General features: G+C 66.2%; 18 protein-coding genes and 1 pseudogene. 14 read left to right on the forward strand and 5 right to left on the reverse strand.

The features are described from left to right. Window positions 1-35: 35 nt before the first annotated feature. From BN3266_RS14490 to BN3266_RS01150, 3 genes and pseudogenes are all read right to left on the reverse strand, one after another. A pseudogene (locus tag BN3266_RS14490) lies at window positions 36-1292 on the reverse strand (peptidase U32 family protein); the annotation flags it as partial. After that, complete coding sequence (locus BN3266_RS01145; RefSeq protein ID WP_059003115.1) at window positions 1292-1636, reverse strand: cell division protein ZapA; 345 nt, start codon at window positions 1634-1636, stop codon at window positions 1292-1294. The pseudogene BN3266_RS14490 and the gene BN3266_RS01145, both read right to left, overlap by 1 nt. 190 nt (window positions 1637-1826) lie before the next feature. Continuing rightward, window positions 1827-2729, reverse strand: coding sequence for a M14 family zinc carboxypeptidase (locus BN3266_RS01150; RefSeq protein ID WP_059003117.1), 903 nt, complete (start codon window positions 2727-2729; stop codon window positions 1827-1829). A 98-nt stretch (window positions 2730-2827) separates the two neighbouring features. Here BN3266_RS01150 and BN3266_RS01155 point away from each other — a divergent pair, with 98 nt between their 5' ends. The 3 genes from BN3266_RS01155 to BN3266_RS01165 are packed head-to-tail and all read left to right on the forward strand — an operon-like array spanning window position 2828 to window position 4843. Next, window positions 2828-3379, forward strand: a complete 552-nt coding sequence (locus tag BN3266_RS01155) for an NUDIX domain-containing protein (protein ID WP_021658309.1) — start codon at window positions 2828-2830, stop codon at window positions 3377-3379. Continuing rightward, window positions 3376-4047, forward strand: coding sequence for a rhomboid family protein (locus BN3266_RS01160; RefSeq protein WP_059003118.1), 672 nt, complete (start codon window positions 3376-3378; stop codon window positions 4045-4047). The genes BN3266_RS01155 and BN3266_RS01160 overlap by 4 nt, the downstream gene beginning before the upstream one ends. 43 nt (window positions 4048-4090) lie before the next feature. Continuing rightward, on the forward strand, window positions 4091-4843 hold the full coding sequence (locus BN3266_RS01165) for a hypothetical protein (RefSeq protein WP_059003120.1): 753 nt from the start codon (window positions 4091-4093) through the stop codon (window positions 4841-4843). Window positions 4844-5132: 289 nt separating this feature from the next. Here the strand turns inward: BN3266_RS01165 and BN3266_RS01170 are convergent, their stop codons facing one another. Further along, window positions 5133-5513, reverse strand: a complete 381-nt coding sequence (locus BN3266_RS01170; RefSeq protein ID WP_021658312.1) for a RidA family protein — start codon at window positions 5511-5513, stop codon at window positions 5133-5135. 583 nt (window positions 5514-6096) lie between these two features. Here BN3266_RS01170 and deoD (BN3266_RS01175) point away from each other — a divergent pair. The 9 genes from deoD (BN3266_RS01175) (at window position 6097) to BN3266_RS01215 (ending at window position 14279) form a co-directional block, all read left to right on the forward strand. Next, window positions 6097-6801 (forward strand): purine-nucleoside phosphorylase, encoded by a 705-nt coding sequence (gene deoD / locus BN3266_RS01175; protein ID WP_044991917.1) that lies wholly within the window; start codon window positions 6097-6099, stop codon window positions 6799-6801. Between the two features lie 28 nt (window positions 6802-6829). Further along, entirely contained in the window at window positions 6830-7534 is a 705-nt protein-coding gene (deoD, locus tag BN3266_RS01180; protein WP_059003122.1) for a purine-nucleoside phosphorylase, read from the forward strand. A gap of 578 nt (window positions 7535-8112) precedes the next feature. Continuing rightward, entirely contained in the window at window positions 8113-8607 is a 495-nt protein-coding gene (locus tag BN3266_RS01185) for a YbhB/YbcL family Raf kinase inhibitor-like protein (protein ID WP_059003125.1), read from the forward strand. After that, window positions 8600-9820 carry an FUSC family protein gene (locus BN3266_RS01190; RefSeq protein ID WP_154668918.1) on the forward strand — a complete coding sequence of 407 codons (1221 nt, stop codon included), beginning with the start codon at window positions 8600-8602 and terminating at the stop codon, window positions 9818-9820. Before BN3266_RS01185 ends, BN3266_RS01190 begins: the two co-directional genes overlap by 8 nt. 111 nt (window positions 9821-9931) lie before the next feature. Beyond that, the gene (locus BN3266_RS01195; RefSeq protein WP_059003130.1) at window positions 9932-10507 is read left to right on the forward strand and encodes a hypothetical protein; all 576 of its coding nucleotides are present in this window, start codon (window positions 9932-9934) and stop codon (window positions 10505-10507) included. Window positions 10508-10509: 2 nt separating this feature from the next. Beyond that, on the forward strand, window positions 10510-11070 hold the full coding sequence (locus BN3266_RS01200) for an ATP-binding protein (RefSeq protein WP_059003132.1): 561 nt from the start codon (window positions 10510-10512) through the stop codon (window positions 11068-11070). Next, window positions 11067-11543 carry a GNAT family N-acetyltransferase gene (locus tag BN3266_RS01205; protein ID WP_242861697.1) on the forward strand — a complete coding sequence of 159 codons (477 nt, stop codon included), beginning with the start codon at window positions 11067-11069 and terminating at the stop codon, window positions 11541-11543. Before BN3266_RS01200 ends, BN3266_RS01205 begins: the two co-directional genes overlap by 4 nt. A gap of 321 nt (window positions 11544-11864) precedes the next feature. Then, window positions 11865-12962 (forward strand): 3-phosphoserine/phosphohydroxythreonine transaminase, encoded by a 1098-nt coding sequence (gene serC, locus BN3266_RS01210; RefSeq protein WP_059003133.1) that lies wholly within the window; start codon window positions 11865-11867, stop codon window positions 12960-12962. 144 nt (window positions 12963-13106) lie between these two features. Further along, the gene (locus BN3266_RS01215; RefSeq protein ID WP_059003135.1) at window positions 13107-14279 is read left to right on the forward strand and encodes a phosphoglycerate dehydrogenase; all 1173 of its coding nucleotides are present in this window, start codon (window positions 13107-13109) and stop codon (window positions 14277-14279) included. Between the two features lie 97 nt (window positions 14280-14376). On the opposite strand, the gene BN3266_RS01220 is transcribed toward BN3266_RS01215, so the two are convergent. Beyond that, window positions 14377-15648, reverse strand: coding sequence for an FAD-dependent oxidoreductase (locus tag BN3266_RS01220; protein ID WP_059003137.1), 1272 nt, complete (start codon window positions 15646-15648; stop codon window positions 14377-14379). 259 nt (window positions 15649-15907) lie between these two features. On the opposite strand from BN3266_RS01220, the gene glpK reads away from it, so the two are divergent. Both glpK and BN3266_RS01230 read left to right on the forward strand, forming a co-directional pair. Next, entirely contained in the window at window positions 15908-17404 is a 1497-nt protein-coding gene (gene glpK / locus BN3266_RS01225; protein WP_021658472.1) for a glycerol kinase GlpK, read from the forward strand. 138 nt (window positions 17405-17542) lie between these two features. After that, entirely contained in the window at window positions 17543-18490 is a 948-nt protein-coding gene (locus tag BN3266_RS01230) for a 2-hydroxyacid dehydrogenase (protein WP_059003140.1), read from the forward strand. The last annotated feature ends 27 nt before the right edge of the window (window positions 18491-18517 follow it).

Raw genomic sequence — 18517 nt, forward strand, 5'->3', positions numbered from 1 at the left:
CGCGCGGGAGCCGGTGCGGCGCAGCGCTCGGCCAGCTCCCCGTAGACCTGCCGGCGCAGGGCGTTGCAGGCTGAGACGGGGACAAAGAGCCCCTCCTCCACCGCGCAGTCGCCCTCGGCCAGGGAAAAGGGGGTGTCGCCAGTCTTTTCCAGGCAGCGCATCAGGGCCTCCCGCCCGGTGGGCTTGGCTTTTGCCTCCTGGGCGGGGATCGAGCCCTGGGCCTGCGCCTCCCCACATTGGGCGGTCAGGGTGAGCCCTTCCCCCCGGCGCAGGGTGAAGCGGGCGCGCAGGGGCAGCTTGTCCCCCCGTTCCCGCCGGGGGAAGAGGGGTTCGGCCACCAGCCGGGAGAGGGCCTTTTGGCTGGCCCTGGCGTCGACCTCTCGCCGGTGGCCGAACATCTGCGGCCCGATGGCGCCGGTCAGGTAGCCGTCGGTGAACCCGCTGCGGGAGAAGAGGTCTCGCAGCAGGGCCTTGTCATACCCCTGCCCCGCCCGGGCGCGCCAGACGGCGGCGGTGACCTGCCCCACGTACTCCGGCCGCTTGAGCCGCCCCTCGATCTTCACCGAGGCGACCCCCAGCGCCTGTAGCTGGGGGAGGTGGTCGATGCCGCAGAGGTCCTTCAGGCTCAAATCGTAGCGGTCGCAGGCCCCTCCGGGGAGGGCGGACGCCTCCTCCGGCGAGGAGACGGCGCAGAAGGGCAGCCGGCAGGTGCCCGCGCAGTCCCCCCGGTTGCCTGAGCGCCCGCCGATGACGGCGCTCATCAGGCACTGGCCCGAAACCGACATGCACAGCGCCCCGTGGATAAAGACCTCCAGCTCCAGCGCCCCCTCCCGGGCGATGGCGGCGATCTCCATTAAAGAGAGTTCCCGCGCCAGGATGGCGCGGGAAAATCCCAGCCGCGCCAACTGCCGCGCCCCGGCCGGGGAGTGGATGCTCATCTGGGTGGAGCCGTGCAGGGGCAGGTCGGGGAAGGCCCGGCGCGCCAGGGAGACGAGCCCCAGGTCCTGCACGATGAGGGCGTCGATCCCCGCCCGGTGGGCCTGGCGCACCACCTCCAGGGCCTGAGGCAGCTCGCTCTGGCGCAGCAGGGTGTTCAGGGCCAGGTAGACCTTGACCCCCCGCCCGTGGCAGTCGTCCACCGTGCGGCCCAGCTCCTCCTCGTCAAAGTTCTGGGCGCCGCTGCGGGCGCTGAACTGCTTGGCCCCCAGGTAGATGGCGTCGGCCCCGTTGAGGATGGCCGCCCGGGCCTGGGCGGGCCCCCCGGCGGGGGCGAGGATCTCGATGGGCGCCATCACTGGATGTCCAGCCGGGTCTTGAGGGAGGCGATCTCCCGCTTGAGCCGCTCGATCTCCCGCTTCTGCTCCTCGCACTCGATGCGGGCCTTGGCCGCATCCTCCAAATAGTCCTTGATCTGCAGCCGCATGTTGTCGGTGCTCTCCTGGGCCTTGACGCTCTCGTCCAGGTGGTCCAGCGCCGCCAGCACCGCGGCGGTCATCACCGAGATGCGGGGGTTTTGCGCCATCATCTTCTTCAGCTCGGCGTCCAGCTTCCGGGCCAGGTTCAGCACGTACTCCTCGTCCTCGTTCCCGGCGATCACGTAGTCAATGCCGCAGATGGTGATTTTGACTTTGTTCATTGCCCGTCTCCTCCTTGTTGCGCGTCCCTGTATGGCGGGGTGTTGCTGTGCCTTTTTCTTTTCCCCGCAACGGCAAAAATGCCATGACAGATTGAATCGGACCCAGACAAAATGGGTCGAATCTATCATAGCACAGTTTGCCGCAGATGTGTGAAGTTTTTGCAAAGGGAGAGGGGGCAAAAATGTCCGCCTAGGCGATGGAGAGGACGGCCAGCATCGGCCCCAATTTTTGATAGGCCCCCTCAAAGCCGTCCAGGGGCAGCGGGTTCTCCCCCAGCCCCACTTCCAGGGTGTAGCCGGGGCGGCCGGTCTCCTGAATAAACCAGTCCTTGAACCCGGCGTGGGAGGCGGTCCCCCCCGGCTGGGCCACCCGGTAGCCCCCCACCGAGGCCAGCATCTGGGCGACGAGGGCGCTCTGCTTGGGGGTGCGGGGGCCGTACTGGTAGTAGATCTCCTCCCCCTGGCTGTGCAGGGCCACCACCTGCCGCGGGGCGTAGAGGCGGCAGAAGTCGGCCAGGGCCCGGGTCTCCGGCTCGGAAAAGGGGAAGGGGCCGCCGTACTTGGTGGGCCCCGGCAGGTAGATGCCGGTCTGCTCCACCTGGCGGCGGGCGATGTCGAAGCCGGCGTCGAAGTTGTGGTTGAGGTCCACCCCCCGGGCGTTGGCCTGCCAGTGGCTCAAGTCCCCGCCGCAGTGGGCGAAGACAAAGGTGCGCAGGGGGCCGGCGGTGTCTACGCCCCCCACCCAGAGCTCCAGCCCGTCGGGGTTGAGGCAGGGGATGAAGAGGAGCCCCCGCTCCCCGATGGCCTTGCCCATGGGGGTGTCATAGGGGAAGGTGCCGCTCTCCAAACTCTCAAGCACCTCTTCGCAGAAGCGGAAGCACCCCAGCACCCCGTAGTACTCGGTGGCGTGGGTGCCGCCCACAATGCAGGTGGCGCTCTGCAGGTTGCCCACCCCGATGGCGTAGATTTCCCGCCCCAGCCAACTGCGGCCGATGGAGAACACCTTGGCGGCCGGGTAGCGGATGGCGATCCTGGCAAACCGGGCCATGGTTGTGGTATACTGTGGATATTCCTTGTAAAACAGGTCGGTCATGACGTCACCTCCCTGCAGTATATGCGCCCTCTGGGCGCAACTTGCCCGGCGGGGGGCGGCTGGCCGCCGAGCTCGATGCGCGATGGAGGGATTGTCCCATGAAATTAAACGAGACGACCGCGGCCCAAAACACGGTGTTTTCCGGCCGCATCATCACCGTCTGCGACGACGAGGTGGTGTTGGAAAACGGCAAGCGCACCCGGCGGGAGGTGGTCTACCACCACGGCGGGGTCTGCGTGGTCCCCTTTGACGGGGAGAACACCTATCTGGTGCGGCAGTTCCGCTACCCCTACAAAGAAGTGGTGCGGGAGTCCCCCGCCGGCAAGTTGGAGCCGGGCGAGGACCCGCTGGAGTGCGGCAAGCGGGAACTGGAGGAGGAGCTGGGGGCGGTGGCCGGCCGCTACACCGACTTGGGCCGCTTCTACCCCTCCCCCGGCTACACGTCGGAGGTGATCCACCTCTACCTGGCGGAGGAGCTCTCCTTCACCCAGCAAAACCTGGACGAGGACGAGTTCTTGGAGGTGGAGAAACTCCCCCTGCGCCGGGCGGCGGAGCAGATCCTCTCGGGCGAACTGGTGGACGGCAAGACTCAGGCGGCCATCCTCAAGGCCGCGGCCCTGCGGGGGCTTTTGGGGGAGGGCAGGCGATGAACTGGCTGGACAAGCTGGAGCGAAAGGCCGGCCGCTTCTGCATCCCCCGGCTGATGTGGTACCTCTCCGGGCTGATGCTGGTGGTCTTTCTCATCGACCTGCTGCTGCCCCAGGTCGGCTTTTCAGGCTATCTGGTCTTTGACCGGGCACTGATTTTACAGGGGCAGGCCTGGCGGCTGGTGAGCTTTCTCATCGTCCCCCAGGGAAACACCGTCTGGATCCTCTTGAGTCTCTACTTCTACTGCGTCCTCAGCGACGGGCTGGAGGCCTGCTGGGGCAGCTTCAAGTTTAACGTCTTTTACCTGGTGGGGGCGGTGGGGGCCATCCTCTCGGGGATGATCACCGGCCTGGGGTGGAGCGCCTACCTCAACATGTCCATCTTCCTGGCCTTTGCCCTGGTCTACCCCGAGTACGAGGTCAACCTCTTTTTCCTCCTCCCCATCAAGGTGAAGTACCTGGGCTTTTTAGGGGCGTTCTACTACTGCATCGCCCTCATCGGCGGCAGTTGGTCGACCCGGCTGTCCATCGTCATGGCCTTTTTGAACCTCATCCTCTTTTTCGGAGGGGACTTCTGGGGCCGCATCAAAAGCCGCTGGAAATACCGGGAGAGCCGCAGGGCCTTTCGCCAGTACCAGAAAAACCGGCAGCGGGGCCCCTGGGGACAGTAGGGCGGCTGCCGACGGATCGAGAGCGCAAAAGGGGGATACGGGGATGAACGGTGCTGTACAGAACAGAAAAGAAAACCTGGCACAGCGGGTTTTCCTCCTCTTGGCGGGGTGGCTCGTCGCCGTGGCGGCGGTGGGGGACGTCTTTGCACTCCGCCCCTATGTCCTTCCCGGGAGTCAGGTCGTCAAGTGGGTGGCGCTGCACCTCCTCTGCGCCCTCCTCGTCTCCGCCTTTTCCCGGGCCGTGTCCAGGGGGAGAGAGGGGTGGCGGTGGCAATGCCTGCTGGCGCTCCTCCTCGCCCTCCCCCCACTGACGGGGTATCTGGGGTCGTTTACCGAGCTGGCAAACACCCCCCTCCTCAATCCGCTGATGTCCTTTCACAGCGCGCTGTTGTTGGCAAGGCCGATCTGGCTCTGGTTCTCGGCCTGCGCGCTGGGGAGCTGTTGGCGGGCCCCCGCAAAGGCGGTGTCCCCCGCCAAAGGGGTGGCCGTCGCCCTGGCCGCCCTGGCGCTGGGCTTTGCGGCCATCGCCCTCTCCCCGGATTTGACAGCCGCCTTTGTGCGGCAGTACCATTTTCCCCTGTGGGGGGTGTACCTGGCCCGCCCCGGCCTTCTGGTCTCCGGCTTTTTGGGCGGGGTGAGCGGCCGCCTGCTCTCCCGGTGCCCTGCGAAAAGGCCGGTGCGGGCGCTGGCCGTGGCCGCCCTCGCGCTCGCCTGTGTGCTGGTGGCGCTGAGCGGGCAGACGCAGGACGCCGCCCTGGCGCTCCTCCTCTTTGGCAGCTGGTATCTCTTCCTCTAGCGCCGCCGCGGTCAACCCCTTTGGCGAAAAAGGCGGTGCGCACCGGCCCTAAAAAGGGGCCGCACAGGGGGGACCCCACGAGGGGCATTGGAATTTTATCGCATGGCGCGCACTGTCACCGGTGATATAGGCGCTATTTTCTGCCGCCTTTGCGTCTTCTGTGCCCTTCCTTTCAGGCGGTCTTCTGCGAGAGCGATTTGACACTCCCGGTAAAATCGGGAACTGGGGGTGCCAAAGCGACAAATAGAAAAGGCCCCCGCCTTGAGGCGGGGGCCTTTTTTCGCGGGGATCAGCCGCGCACGGCGACGGCTTCGATCTCCACCAGACCGCCCTTGGGCAGGGCGGCCACCGCCACGCAGGAGCGGGCGGGGAAGGCCCCGTCGAAGTACTTGGCGTAGACTTCGTTGACCGCGGCAAAGTTGCCCATGTCGGTCAAAAAGATGGTGGTCTTGACCAGGTTGGCGGTGCTCATCCCCTCGGCGGCGAGGATGGCGCAGAGGTTTTTCAGCGAGCACTCGGCCTGTTCGGCCACCCCGGCGGGCATCTCCCCGGTCTGCATGTCGATGCCCAGCTGGCCGGAGATGTAGAGACTCTCCCCCGTCATGACGGCCTGCACATAGGGCCCGATGGGGGCCGGCGCCTGTTCGGTGAGTACGGTTTTGCGCTCCATAACGATTCTCCCTTTCTCTTCTGGCGCCGGCCGTCAGCCGGTCGCCCGTCTCGCCCGGGCCCCGGGGGCGGGGGTCCATCCCCTCTCCGCCGCGGCGCCGGTGTTTAAAAAAAGTATAGCAAAAATTGCCCCTCAGGGAAAGGACGGCCGTCCACACAGGGAAATTTTTTTCTGCAAAAAGGGCCAAAAGTGGAGGGGAGGATTTGTGCATGCGGTTGCGTTTTTGAATCTTCTAGGAGAAGTGCATAAATTTAAAAGGGGATTGTTATGGAAAGGCACAAATCGCCCCATGGAAACAAAACTTCTCTTAACAAATGCCGGCAAATGTTGTATCATACACAGTAGGATGTTGTACCAATCCAGACAGTCGTGTGGAAGCGTTTTGCGCGGCTTTCCGCCCCTTTTATGCCCTTTGCGGGCCGAAAAGAGCGCCCCTTGCTAGCCGGGGGCCGGCGGGCCGGAAAACGGGTGCGGCACCGGGTAAACGGTCTGCTGCCCAGGGGGGATCTGCCCCTCCGGGAGTTTGTTGCCGTTTGGGAAAAAACAAACCGCAAAGGGAGGAAAACAATCAATGGAGATGAAGATTACACCGCATATCAATCCAAAAGCTGAGATCGCGCCCCGCATTCTTCTGCCTGGCGATCCGCTCCGGGCGAAATACATCGCCGAAAACATGCTCGAGAACGCCGAGCAGTTCAACGAGGTCCGTGGGGCCCTGGGCTTCACCGGCACCTACAAGGGCGAGAAGGTCTCGGTCATGGGCACCGGCATGGGCATGCCCCAGGTCTCCATCTATGTCACCGAGCTGATGAAATTCTACGGCGTCAAGACCCTCATCCGCATCGGCACCTGCGGCGGCATGCTGCCCGATATGCAGTTGATGGATCTGATCCTGGGCACCGGCGCCTGCACCACCAGCGGCATCAACCGCCACATCTTCAACGGCGACTTTGCTCCCACTGCCGATTTTGAGCTGCTCAACAAGGCCTACGAGATCGCCAAGGAGAGAGAGATCAAGACCTACACCGGCCTGATCCTGTCCAGCGATATGTTCTACGGCGAGAACAAAAAAGAGGATTCCGAGATGTGGAAGAAGTACGGCGTGATTGCCGGCGAGATGGAGGGCGCCGCCCTGTACACCATCGCCGCCAAGTACCGCTGCAGAGCCCTGACTATGCTGTCGGTCAGCGATGGCCCGTTCATCGACAGAGACCTGACCTACGAAGAGAAAGAGAAGGGCCTCAAGAATATGTTCGAGGTCGCCCTCGACACCGCTATCGCGTTTTAAGACAACATAAAAAGGGAGGAATTCGATTATGAGTTTACATATTGGCGCCAAACCCGGCGATATTGCTGAAAGCATCCTGCTCCCCGGCGATCCCAGAAGAGCGAAGTACATTGCCGACACCTTCTTCGAGAACCCCGTCAAATTCAACGACGTGCGCGGTATGTGGGGCTTCACCGGCACCTACAAGGGCAAGAAAGTCTCCGCCATGGGCACCGGCATGGGCATTCCCTCCATCAGCATCTATGCCAACGAGCTGATCAGAGAGTATGGCGTGAAGAACCTGATCCGCGTGGGCACCTGCGGCGCCATGCAGGATCATGTCGGCCTGAAAGACGTCGTCCTGGGGATGGGCGCCTGCACCGACAACGACTTCAACCACCATGTCTTCAAGGGCATCTACTGCCCCACCGCTGACTTCGAGCTCATCCGCGCTGCCTACTACACCGCCAAAGAGACCGGCGTCGACGTGAAGGTCGGCAACATCTCCTCCGGCGACATGTTCTACGGCGAGCACGACGAGAAGTCCGACCGCTTCACCGAGTACGGCGTTCTGGCCGGCGAGATGGAGGGCGCTGCCCTGTACACCATCGCCGCCCGCGAGCACGTTCGCGCCCTGACCATCCTCACCGTCACCGACCACCCCAGTGGAAACCTGACCCCCGAGGAGCGCGAGCTGACCCTGAACACCATGCTGCAGCTGGCCCTGGACACCGTCATCAAATTCCAGGATTAGTTTTCCGCCTGCCAAGAGGCGCGGCCATCCGGCCGCGCCTCTTTTTTTGTTTCCCCTCGCCGCCCTTTTCCCGCTCTCCTCCATCCCGCTTTCCCCCCCTCCGCCCCTCGCCCCGCCGGGGGAGAAGCGGTGGTGCCGGTGGGGGAGGGCACGGGTCGCCCGGCAGGGCGCCTCCTCCCCCTGCCGCGTTTTGCCCTCGCCCTGCGGCCGCCCCACTCCCGCCTCCCCCTGCGATTTTTTCGCCCATCTCGCGTTGCCCCGCCTTGCCCTTCGCTCTGCTCCCGTCTCGATTTTGCCCTACCTCCCCTCGTCCCGCCCCGTTTTGCCCCGCTCCACCGCACGCTGCTCTCGTTTTGTCCCACTTCCTTTTCCCTGCTCCGCCCAGTCCTCCCCTCCCTTTGCCTTTCTTTCGTCCCACTTTGTCTCTGCCGTGTCTTCCCCTCGCTCCGACTCCCTGCCTCGTTCTCGCCCTGCTCTCTGCTTCGCCGCCGTCCGCCCCCTTCTCTTTTGAGAGTCGGCGGGGTATAATAGAGGGCGGAAAAACAGGGCGCGGCAGCGCCGGAAAGGGAGTGGGCACGATGGTTGTGATCAGCAGCGGCGTGGTGGAGGGGGTCATTGCCGACCGCTTCGGCAAGCGGGGGGAGCAGTTTGGCCCGGGGGAGGTGCCCACCTACTCCCTCCCCCTGCAGATCTGCGAGCCGCCGCAGGGCACCCAGAGCTACGCCCTGGTGCTGGAGGACCGGGACGCCTTTGCGGTGACCCCCGGCTTCTCCTGGATCCACTGGACGGCGGCCAACCTGCAGCGCGACTTTCTCGAGGAGAACGAGAGCGTCTCCGCCCGCGACTTTGTGCAGGGGGTCAACAGCTGGATCAGCGAGGGCCTGCCGTTGGAGGACTGCACCGGCTACGGCGGCATGGCGCCGCCCGACTGCCCCCACCAGTACGAACTGCGCGTCTACGCCCTGGACTGCCTCCTCCCCCTGGAACAGGGCTTTCTCTACGGTGAACTCTACCGGGCGATGGAGGGGCACCTGCTGGACAGCTGTGTCCTCAAGGGCTGGTACCGTGCGTGAACGGCTGGCCCCGCCCCGGGTGGGGATGCGGATGGTCAAGACCGCGGTGGCGGTCTTTCTCTGTTTTGCGATCGACGCCTTCCGGGGCGGGGGGATCCCCTTTTACTCGGCCATTGCGGCGGTGCTCTGCCTGCAGCCCAGCTGGCAGAGCAGCACCCAAAAGGCCCGGGAGCGAACGGTGGCCACCTTTCTGGGCGGCTTGGCGGGGATGCTGGTGCTGGCGGCGGAGCGCAGTTGGTTCCCGTCCATCCCCGCCCTGGGGTGGTACGCCCTGGTGGCGGCCTGTCTCATCCCCCTGCTCTCCCTGACGGTGGTCCTCAAAAAGCCGGGGTCCGCCTATCTCTCCTGCGTGGTGTTTATGAGCGTCACCGTCAGTCACGGCGGGGATGAAAACCCCTATCTCTTCGCCTTCAACCGAATTGTGGACACCCTCATCGGCATTCTGGTGGCGCTGGCGGTGGGCGGCATCCGCCTGCCCCGCCGGGGCGGCGATTGCCTGTTGGCGGCCGACCTGGAAGGGCAGTTGGCGCCGGGAGGGACGCTCTCCCCCGCGGTGCGGGTGCGGCTGACCCGGCTCTGCGAGAGGGGGACCCCCTTGGCCGTCTGCACCGCCCTCTCCCCCTCGGTGGCGCTGGGCCGGTTGGCGGGGGTCCCTCTCACCGCCCCCCTGGCCGTGCTGGGTGGCGCGGCGGTCTGCACACAGACGGGGGACGACGTTCTGTGGTCGGTCCCCCTCTCGCCGGAGGGGGAGCGGGCCGCCCGCTCCCTCCTGGACGGGGTCGGGGCCGCCGGGTTTTGCTACTTTCTCGACCGGGAGGGGCTGCAGATCAGCTATGGCCCCGGCCTGCGGCCGGGGGAGGAGGCGCTGCGCCGGGCGACCCGCGCCCTCCCCCACCGGCACTACCGCTTCTCCCCTGGCGGGGCGAGGGGCGAGGGGGCGGTGCTGGGCTGGCTCGCCCTCCTGCCCGAAAAGCAGGCCGAGGCCGTCCGGCAGGGGGCGGACGGCGAGGTGAGGGCGGATGGCTATCCCAGCGGGGAGCCGGGGGAGCGCTGGGTCTGGCTGCACAGTCCGGCGGCGGGCTACGGCCCGGCCCTGGCCGAGATCGCCCGCCGGCTGGGGATGTCCGCCTCCGTCCCCTTCTGGCCCCCCGACGGCCTGACGGGGGAGCGGGCGGTGCGCGCCCTGGAAAAACGGGTCTTTGGCGGCCGCTGACCCTTCCCGAAGGGCGGCCGGCTGTGGTATCATAGAGAAAAGAGCGGGCGGCATGGCGCCGCCTGCGCGCCCGGCCGCAGAGGCTTGGGTGCGGGAGAGGAGTGTGCGGCGATGCCCGGATGGGGTTGGGTCCTGCTGGCCCTGGTGGCGGTTGCTATCTTGCTTTTTGCGGCGGTGAAGGGGCTGCAGCGGCTCTGGTGGGGGGTGCGCCACTCGGCGGTCGGTCTGGCTGCCGACGTCATCCGCGCGGCGGTGGGGCAGGAGGGCGAACTCCCCCCCGAGCCCCGCTCCCTGCAAAATGGCGACAGCATCTACGGCCCGCAGATCCAGCGGGATTTCACCGGCTTCAACATCGCCCGCGCCAAGGAATTGGCCGAGAGTGCGGTGCGCCGCGCCTGCCCCGGCGGCACCGTCCGCAAGACGGTCATCAGCGGCTACGACCGGCGGGCGGAGCGGCGGGTCATCACCTTTCAGTGCGGGGTGAAGGACGGCCAGCGGGAGCGCAAGTTTGAGGTGGACTACCGCTACCAGGCCCCGGGCTTTGGACAGGGGGAGACGCCGGAGGTCTGCCCCCGCTGCGGCGGCCCCATCCCCGCCGTCCACGGGGGCAACTGCCAGTTTTGCGGGGCGAGGCTGGACTCGGCCATGGAGGGCAGCTGGGAATGGACCCCCTGCCGGGAGGTGTAGCGGTGAAACTGGTGATTTTGACGGGCCCCCACGCGGTGGGAAAGATGACGGTGGGCCAGGCCCTGGAGCGGCGCACCGGCCTGCGCCTCTTTCACAACCACGAGAGCTTGGAGCCGCTGCTCCACCTCTTCCCCGACCGGCCCGACATCTGGGGACCCTTGAGCGACCAGTTCCGCTGGCAGGTGTTCGACGCCTTCTCCCAGACCGACGCCGCCGGGCTGATCTTCACCTATATGTGGGCCTTTGATGCCCCCGAGGACCGGGCCTATATCGAGCGGGTGCGGGCGCTGTTTGAGGGGCGGGGCGCGCCCGTCTATCTGGTGGAGCTGGCGGCGGACCGGGCGGTGCGGCTGGCGCGAAACCGCAGCGAAAACCGGCTGCTCCACAAGCCCTCCAAGCGCGATCTCCGGCAGTCGGAGGCCCTGTTTTGCCAGTTGGAGGGGGCGCACCGGCTGAACTCCCTGCCGGGGGAGATCGACTGGCCGCACTACCTGCGGCTGGACAACACCGCCCTCTCCCCCGAGGAGGCGGCCGACCGCATCTGCGAGGCCTTTGCGCTGTGAGGCCGGGGAGAGAAGGGGCCGGTGGAGGGGCGCTGGCGATCCGGCCGGTCACGGCAGAATGCCTGCCCGCGGTGCTCGCCCTGCGGGTGGCCCCCGGGCAGGAGGGGTTTATCGAGACCACCGCCCAGTGCCTGGCCGAGGCGGCGGAGGAGCCCACCTGGCGGCCGGTGGCCCTCTGCGACGGCGGGCAGGTGGTGGGCTTTGCCATGTACGGCCGCTTTCGCAACCATCGGCGGATCTGGCTGGACCGGCTGCTCATCGACCGCGCCTACCAGGGCAGGGGCTACGGCCGCGCCTTTTTGGGGCTGCTGTTGGAGCGGCTCTTTGCGGAGTACCGGTGCGACAGCATCTACCTCAGCCTGTTTGACGACAACCGGCAGGCCCTCGCCCTGTACGAGTCCTTTGGCTTTGTGTCCACGGGCGAGCGGGACACCGGGGGCGAAGCGGTGATGCGGCTGCGGCGGACGCCGTGATAAAAAAGACAGCCCGGGAAAAAACAGCCCTCCCTCGGGGGGGCTGTCTTTTTGTTGCGGACAGAGATGGGGGTCAAACGGGAAAGTCCGTCTGTGAAGGACAGATTTGCACAGACTGTGAACGAATTGTCTGGAATGCGGGCGAAATGTGAGGGCTTTTTTAGGGAGAAAGCGGATGGACGGTGGAATCGGCCCACCGTATAATAGGGAACAACCCCCGGGCGGAAAGGCCGCCCGGGACAGAGGACCGGCCCCGCCATCCCCGCCCCGTCGGGAGCGGGCGGAGCCGCGCACTCCATCACTTTTTTAGGAGGGACATCAATGGCAACCAACCGCGTGTACAACTTCAGCGCAGGCCCGTCTATGCTGCCCGAGTGGGTATTGGAGCGGGCTTCTTCAGAGATGCTCTGTTACGGGTCTTCCGGCCAGTCAGTTATGGAGATGTCCCACCGATCTAGTGCCTTTGAGCAGATCATCGGCGACTGCGAGGCCTCTCTGCGCCGCGCGCTCTCCATCCCCGAGGGGTACAGGGTCCTGTTTTTGCAGGGGGGCGCGTCCAGCCAGTTCGCCATGGTACCTCTAAACCTGCTCACCCGTTCAGGCAAGGCCGACTATGTCATCACCGGCCAGTGGGCCCAAAAAGCCTGGCAGCAGGGCCGCGTCTACGGCGAGTGCCGGGTGGTGGCCAGCTCAGAGGACCGCACCTACAGCTATATCCCCCAGGTGGACCCCGCCCAGCTCGACCCAGCGGCCGACTACCTGCACATCTGTTACAACAACACCATCTACGGCACCACCTTTTCCCCCCGCACCCTGCCGGTGTCCGGCAGCGTGCCGCTGGTGGCGGACATGTCCTCCTCCATCCTCAGCGAGCCGGTGGACATCTCCCGATTCGGCCTCATCTACGCCGGCGCCCAGAAGAACATGGGCCCCGCCGGCCTGACGGTGGTCATCATCCGGGAGGATTTGATCGGCCACGCCATGGAAAAGACCCCCATCATGTTTGACTACAAGACCCACGCCGAGGCGGGCTCCATGTACAACACCCCGCCTACCTACGCCATCTACATCTGCAAGCTGGTCCTCGACTGGCTGCAGGGCCCCATGGGCGGCCTGGCGCAGATGGCGCAGCGAAACCGCGAGAAGGCGGAGCTGCTCTACGACTACCTCGACCAGAGCCGTCTCTTCTCCCCCACTGTACAGGGGGAGGACCGCTCCCTGATGAACGTGCCCTTTGTCACCGGCGACCCGGCGCTGGACGCCGCCTTTGTGAAAGAGGCGGAGCAGGCCGGGCTGGTCAACCTCAAGGGACACCGCTCGGTGGGCGGGATGCGGGCCTCCATCTACAACGCCATGCCGATCGAGGGCGTGAAAAAGTTGGTGGCGTTTATGCAGGCGTTTGAGTCGGATCACCGCTAAATTTGGCAGGGGGTGCTTGGCCGCAGGGCGAAGCGCCCCCTTTTTGTCCCCCGACAGCACCCCACCTCACCCCGCCGCGCCGGTCGCCGGTGCGGCAAACACAGCACCCCAAAATCAGACAGATGAGAGAGGAAGCGCATATTGATGTATACTGTAAAAACCCTCAACCAAATCAGCCCCGCGGGCCTTCGCGCCTTTGACCCCGCCCACTTTGTCCTGGACGACGGCGCCGAGCGGCCCGACGCCCTGCTCTGCCGCTCGGCAGACCTGCACCAGTACCCCTTTGACCCCTGCCTGGCCGCCATCGGCCGGGCGGGCGCGGGGGTGAACAATATCCCGGTGGAGGAGTGCAGCCGCCGGGGGATCGCCGTCTTCAACACCCCCGGCGCCAATGCCGGCGCGGTGAAGGAGATGGTCCTCTGCGCCCTGCTGCTGGCCTCCCGCAAGATCCCCGCCGCCCTCGCCTGGGTGCAGGGGCTCAAGGGGGAGGCGGATCTGCAGAAGCGGGTGGAGGCCGGGAAGAAGGCCTTTATCGGCCCCGAGCTGGGCGGCAAGACCCTGGGCGTCATCGGGATGGGGGCCATCGGCATCCAGGTGGCCAACACCGCCCGCCACCTGGGGATGGAGGTCATCGGCTACGACCCCTACATGTCGGTGGAGGCCGCTTGGAAGGTCTCCCGCCAGATCGCCCACGCCGTCAGCCTGGAAGAGGTCTACCAAAAAAGCGACTACATCACTCTGCACGTCCCCTACACCGCCGACACCAAGGGGATGGTCGACGCCGCCGCCCTGGCGCAGATGAAGGACGGGGTGCGGCTGCTCAACTTCGCCCGGGGCGAACTGGTGGAGACCCCGGCCCTCCTCGCGGCCGTCGAGGGGGGAAAGGTCGCCTGCTACGTGACCGACTTTGCCCAGGAGGAACTGCTGGGGGTCGAGGGGGTCGTCGTTCTCCCCCACCTGGGCGCCTCCACCCCCGAGAGCGAGGACAACTGTGCGGTGATGGCCGCCCGGGAGCTGATGGACTACCTGGAAAACGGGAACATCAAGAACGCGGTCAACCTGCCCACCTGCCGGATGGCCCGCTCGGGCCGGGTGCGGGTCTGCGTCATCCACAGAAACATCCCCGCCATGATCACCCAGATCTCCAGCGCCCTCAGCGGGGCGGGGCTGAACATCGAAAACCTGGTCAACAAGTCCCGCGGCGAATACGCCTACACCATGCTGGACCTGGCCGACGAGCTGCCGGAGCCGGTAGAGGGGGCAATCCGGGCCATCGAAGGGGTCGTCCGGGTGCGGGTCTTGCCCCGCTGCGAATAGAGGGATCAGCGGAAATGACCGCGCGAAAAGGGCCGAAAGGAATGTTCCTTCCGGCCCTTTTGTTGTATTTTATTGTGATTATACAAATAGGAATATTCTATTCTGCAAAGACGCCGGTCAAACCGGTGCGCGCGACCCGCTCGGCGATCTCTCCGCCGTCCACCGAGCCGAGGCCCAGCTGCCCCAGCCGCTCCCAGAGGACCGAGCCGGAAAAGGTGTATTTCTTCCGCCGGCCCTCGCCGGTGGCCATCTGCTCTCTCACATAGGCGATCGCCTCCCCCACCGCCAGGGCGCGGGGGAGGACCAGCGGCGGTCGGTCTGTCAACTGGCGGGCGGCGTTGTGCCCCGCCAGGGTGCCGGTGACGATGGCCTCGGTGTGCCCCACCAACAGCCCGGCCTTTTCGCCGGCACAGTAGAGGTTCTCCACCCCCTCCACCCGCAGGGCGTCGTCCCGGGGGGCCATGGCGAAAAAGCGGAGGGAGTTCCCCTTCCCCCCGGCGTAGGGGTCCTCGTAGCGGGCGTTTTCAAACCCCGGCACCTGCCGCAGCTTTTCCAGGGGGAAGGTGGGGGTCATCAGCTTGGCGTGGCCGGTGTCCAGCAGGACGAGGTTGTCGCGGTAGCTGGCCTGCGCATACTGCTGGCAGGCCTTTTGGGCGAGGTGGTCCTCCCGCAGCGGCGGGGGCAGGGGGATCACCGCCACCCCGTCCCGCTCCAGCTTCTCCTGCAGCAGCCGGCTTAGGGAGCCCTTGTGCAGCTTGCAGGAACCGCTCATGGCGCCGGGCCCGCCGCCCGCCTTCTCCCCCACCCATTCGGCCACCCCGCAGAGGCCGGTGAGGCTGACCCGCCCCCCGAAGCTGGGGCAGCGCAGGATGCACATGGCACAGCCGTTTCCGTAGCGCTGGCAGTTGACCATCGGCCCGGCGGTGCCGGTGGCGTCGACAAAGGCGTCGGCGGGGAAGCGTCGGCCGTCGCTGCAGAGCACCGCCTGCAGGCAGTCCCCCTCTCGCTCGACCCCACTCACCCGGGCCTGAAAGACCACCTCTACCCCCAGGGAGCGCAGGTGCCGGAGCACCTCTCCCGGAACCAGCCCCACATCGTAGAGGGTGGCGTGGGCGTGGCCGGGGAAGGAGACGTTCCGGTGCCGGGCGCAGCGGTCGGTGAGGGCGAAGAGCTCCCCCGCCCCCAGGGCCTCCATCTCCAGCGCTGCGGCGAGGCGGCCGTTGTTCTGCATGATCCCCCCCACCAGCCCAGTCCCCAGCAGCATGTCGGTGCGCTCCAACAGCACCGCCCGCGCCCCGGCCCGGCGGACGCTGCAGGCTGCGGCGCAGCCGCCCCAGCCGCCCCCGGCGATCACAACTGTCTTTTCCATTTGCAGGCACCTCCCATTCCCCACCAGTATGCGCCGGTACCCCCGCGCAATTTGCCGAAGGGGCGGTGGCCGATTTGTCCGGTTTGCCCAGGGGGATTTGTGCCTTGTGCCAAAACTGCCCCGCCGCCGTTGACACCCCCGCAGAGGGACCGCTATACTTGAAAAAACGGCGGCTTTTCCCCGCGTCCGGCGCGGGGAGGGCCGCTCTGCGCCGGTCCCCCACCTGCGGGGCCGGGCCAGAGGAAGGGGAGAGGCGGCAATGAGCCGTTACATCATGGCGCTGGACCAGGGGACCACCAGTTCCCGTTGCATTTTGTTTGACCGCGAGGGGAAGATGGTCTCCCTGGCGCAGAAGGAGTACACCCAGCACTTCCCCCGGGCGGGCTGGGTCGAGCACGACGCCATGGAGATCTGGTCGACCCAGATCGGGGTGGCGCAGGAGGCCATGTACAAAATCGGCGCCACCCACCGGGATGTGGCCGCCATCGGCATCACCAACCAGCGGGAGACCACGGTGGTCTGGGACCGGCGGACCGGCGAGCCGGTCTACAACGCCATTGTCTGGCAGTGCCGCCGCACTGCCCCCTTCTGCGACGAGTTGAAGGCCCAGGGGTTGGAGGGGTGGTTTCGCGCCAAGACCGGGCTGCCCATCGACGCCTACTTCTCCGCCACCAAGGTGCGCTGGATCCTCGACACGGTGCCGGGGGCGCGGCAGAAGGCGGACGCCGGCCAGCTTGCCTTTGGGACGGTGGACAGCTGGCTGATCTACAACCTGACCAAGGGGCGCTGCCACCTGACCGATCTCTCCAACGCCTCCCGCACCATGCTCTTTAACATCCACACCCTGGACTGGGACGATGAGATTTTGGAGAAGTTGCAGATCCCCCGCTCCATGCTGCCCCGGGTCTGCCCCTCCAGCGGGGTGTTCGGGTTCACCGACCCCTCCATCTTCGGCGGGGAGATCCCCATCGCCGGGGCGGCGGGGGACCAGCAGGCGGCCCTGTTCGGGCAGACCTGCTTTGCGGCGGGCGAGGCCAAAAACACCTACGGCACCGGCTGCTTCCTCCTCCTCTGCACCGGGGAGAAGCCGGTCTCCTCCAGCCAGGGGCTGATCACCACCATCGCCTGGGGGCTGGGAGACCGGGTGACCTACGCCCTGGAGGGCTCGATCTTTGTGGGGGGCGCGGCGGTCCAGTGGCTGCGCGACGAGATGAAGTTGGTGGAGTCGGCCGAGGACAGCGAGTACATGGCCCAAAAGGTGCCCGACACCGGCGGGGTCTATGTGGTGCCCGCCTTTACCGGCCTGGGGGCCCCCCACTGGGACCCCTATGCCCGGGGCGCAGTCTTCGGGCTCACCAGGGGGTCAAGCAAATACCACTTCATCCGCGCCACGTTGGAATCCATCGCCTACCAGGTGACCGACGTGCTGGGGGCCATGAAGGCGGACGCCGGGCTGGAACTGCAGGCCCTGCGGGTGGACGGCGGCGCCTGCGCCAACGACTTTTTGATGCAGTTTCAGTCCGACATCATCGGCGCGCCGGTCCACCGGCCCGCCTGCATCGAGACCACCGCCCTGGGGGCCGCCTATCTGGCCGGTCTGGCGGTGGGCTACTGGAAGAGCCAGGAGGAGATCCGTGGCAACTGGCAGCTGGCCCGCATCTTTGAGCCCGGGATGGACGAGGCCGGCCGGGCGCGCCGGCTGGAGGGCTGGTCCCGGGCGGTGGCGGCCGCGCGGGCATTTCGGGGGGAGGAGTAAAAAAACAACTGCTTTTTGCCAAAGCAATATCCTCTATCGATCGGGCCTGAGGAGGTTGGCGGCGCGCACCGCCCCTTGCAGTTTTTGGGCAAGGGATGGTATGATAGATACAAATTGCAAAAAAGGAGTGCTTTCCCTGTGAATATCGTGTTGCTGGAATCCCTGGGCATCTCTGACGAGACCCTGAACGCCTGCGCCAAACCTCTGGTGGAGGCGGGCCATACCTTTGCCGCCTACCCCAAGGACACCGACCCCTCGGTGATGATCGAGCGGGCCAAGGATGCCGACATCGTCATGCTGGCCAACATGCCCCTGCCCGGCGAGGTCATCGCCGCCTGCGACAGGTTGAAGTTCATCGACGTGGCCTTCACCGGCGTCGACCACGTGGATTTGGAGGCCGCCCGCGCCAAGGGGATCGCGGTGAGCAACGCCGCCGGATACTCCACCCAGGCGGTGGCCGAGCTCTGCGTCTGTATGGCCCTCTCCCTGCTGCGCAACCTGCCCCAGGTGTCCCAGCGGTGCCGGACCGGCGGCACCAAAGACGGCCTGGTGGGCAGTGAGCTGGGCGGCAAGACCGTCGGCATTGTGGGCACGGGGGCCATCGGCCTGCGCACCGCCCAGCTGTTTGCCGCCTTCGGCTGCAAGATCCTGGCCTACGCCCCCCGCCCCAAGGAAAACGCCAAGGGGATCGTGGAGTATGTCTCCCTTGAGACCCTCCTGCGGGAGTCGGACATCGTCTCCCTGCACTGCCCCCTCAACGACTCCTCCCGCGGCCTGATCGACACCCAGAAGCTGGGGCTGATGAAGTCCAGCGCCCTCCTCCTCAACGCCGCCCGCGGCCCGGTGGTGGATTCACAGGCCCTGGCGGAAGCCCTCGACAGCGGCGCCATCGCCGGCGCGGGGATCGACGTCTTTGAGGTGGAGCCCCCCCTGCCCGCCGATCACCCCCTGCTGCACTGCAAAAACATCCTGGTCACCCCTCACGTGGCCTTTGCCTCCCGCGAGTCGATGGAGGCCCGGTGCAAGATCGTCTTTGAAAACATCGAGAAATGGCTGGCCGGAGAGCAGGTCAACACTATTTTATAGCGACAAAAAAACACCGCCCCAGACGGG

Source organism: Bittarella massiliensis (ex Durand et al. 2017) (genome assembly GCF_001486165.1).
Classification (GTDB): domain Bacteria; phylum Bacillota; class Clostridia; order Oscillospirales; family Ruminococcaceae; genus Bittarella; species Bittarella massiliensis.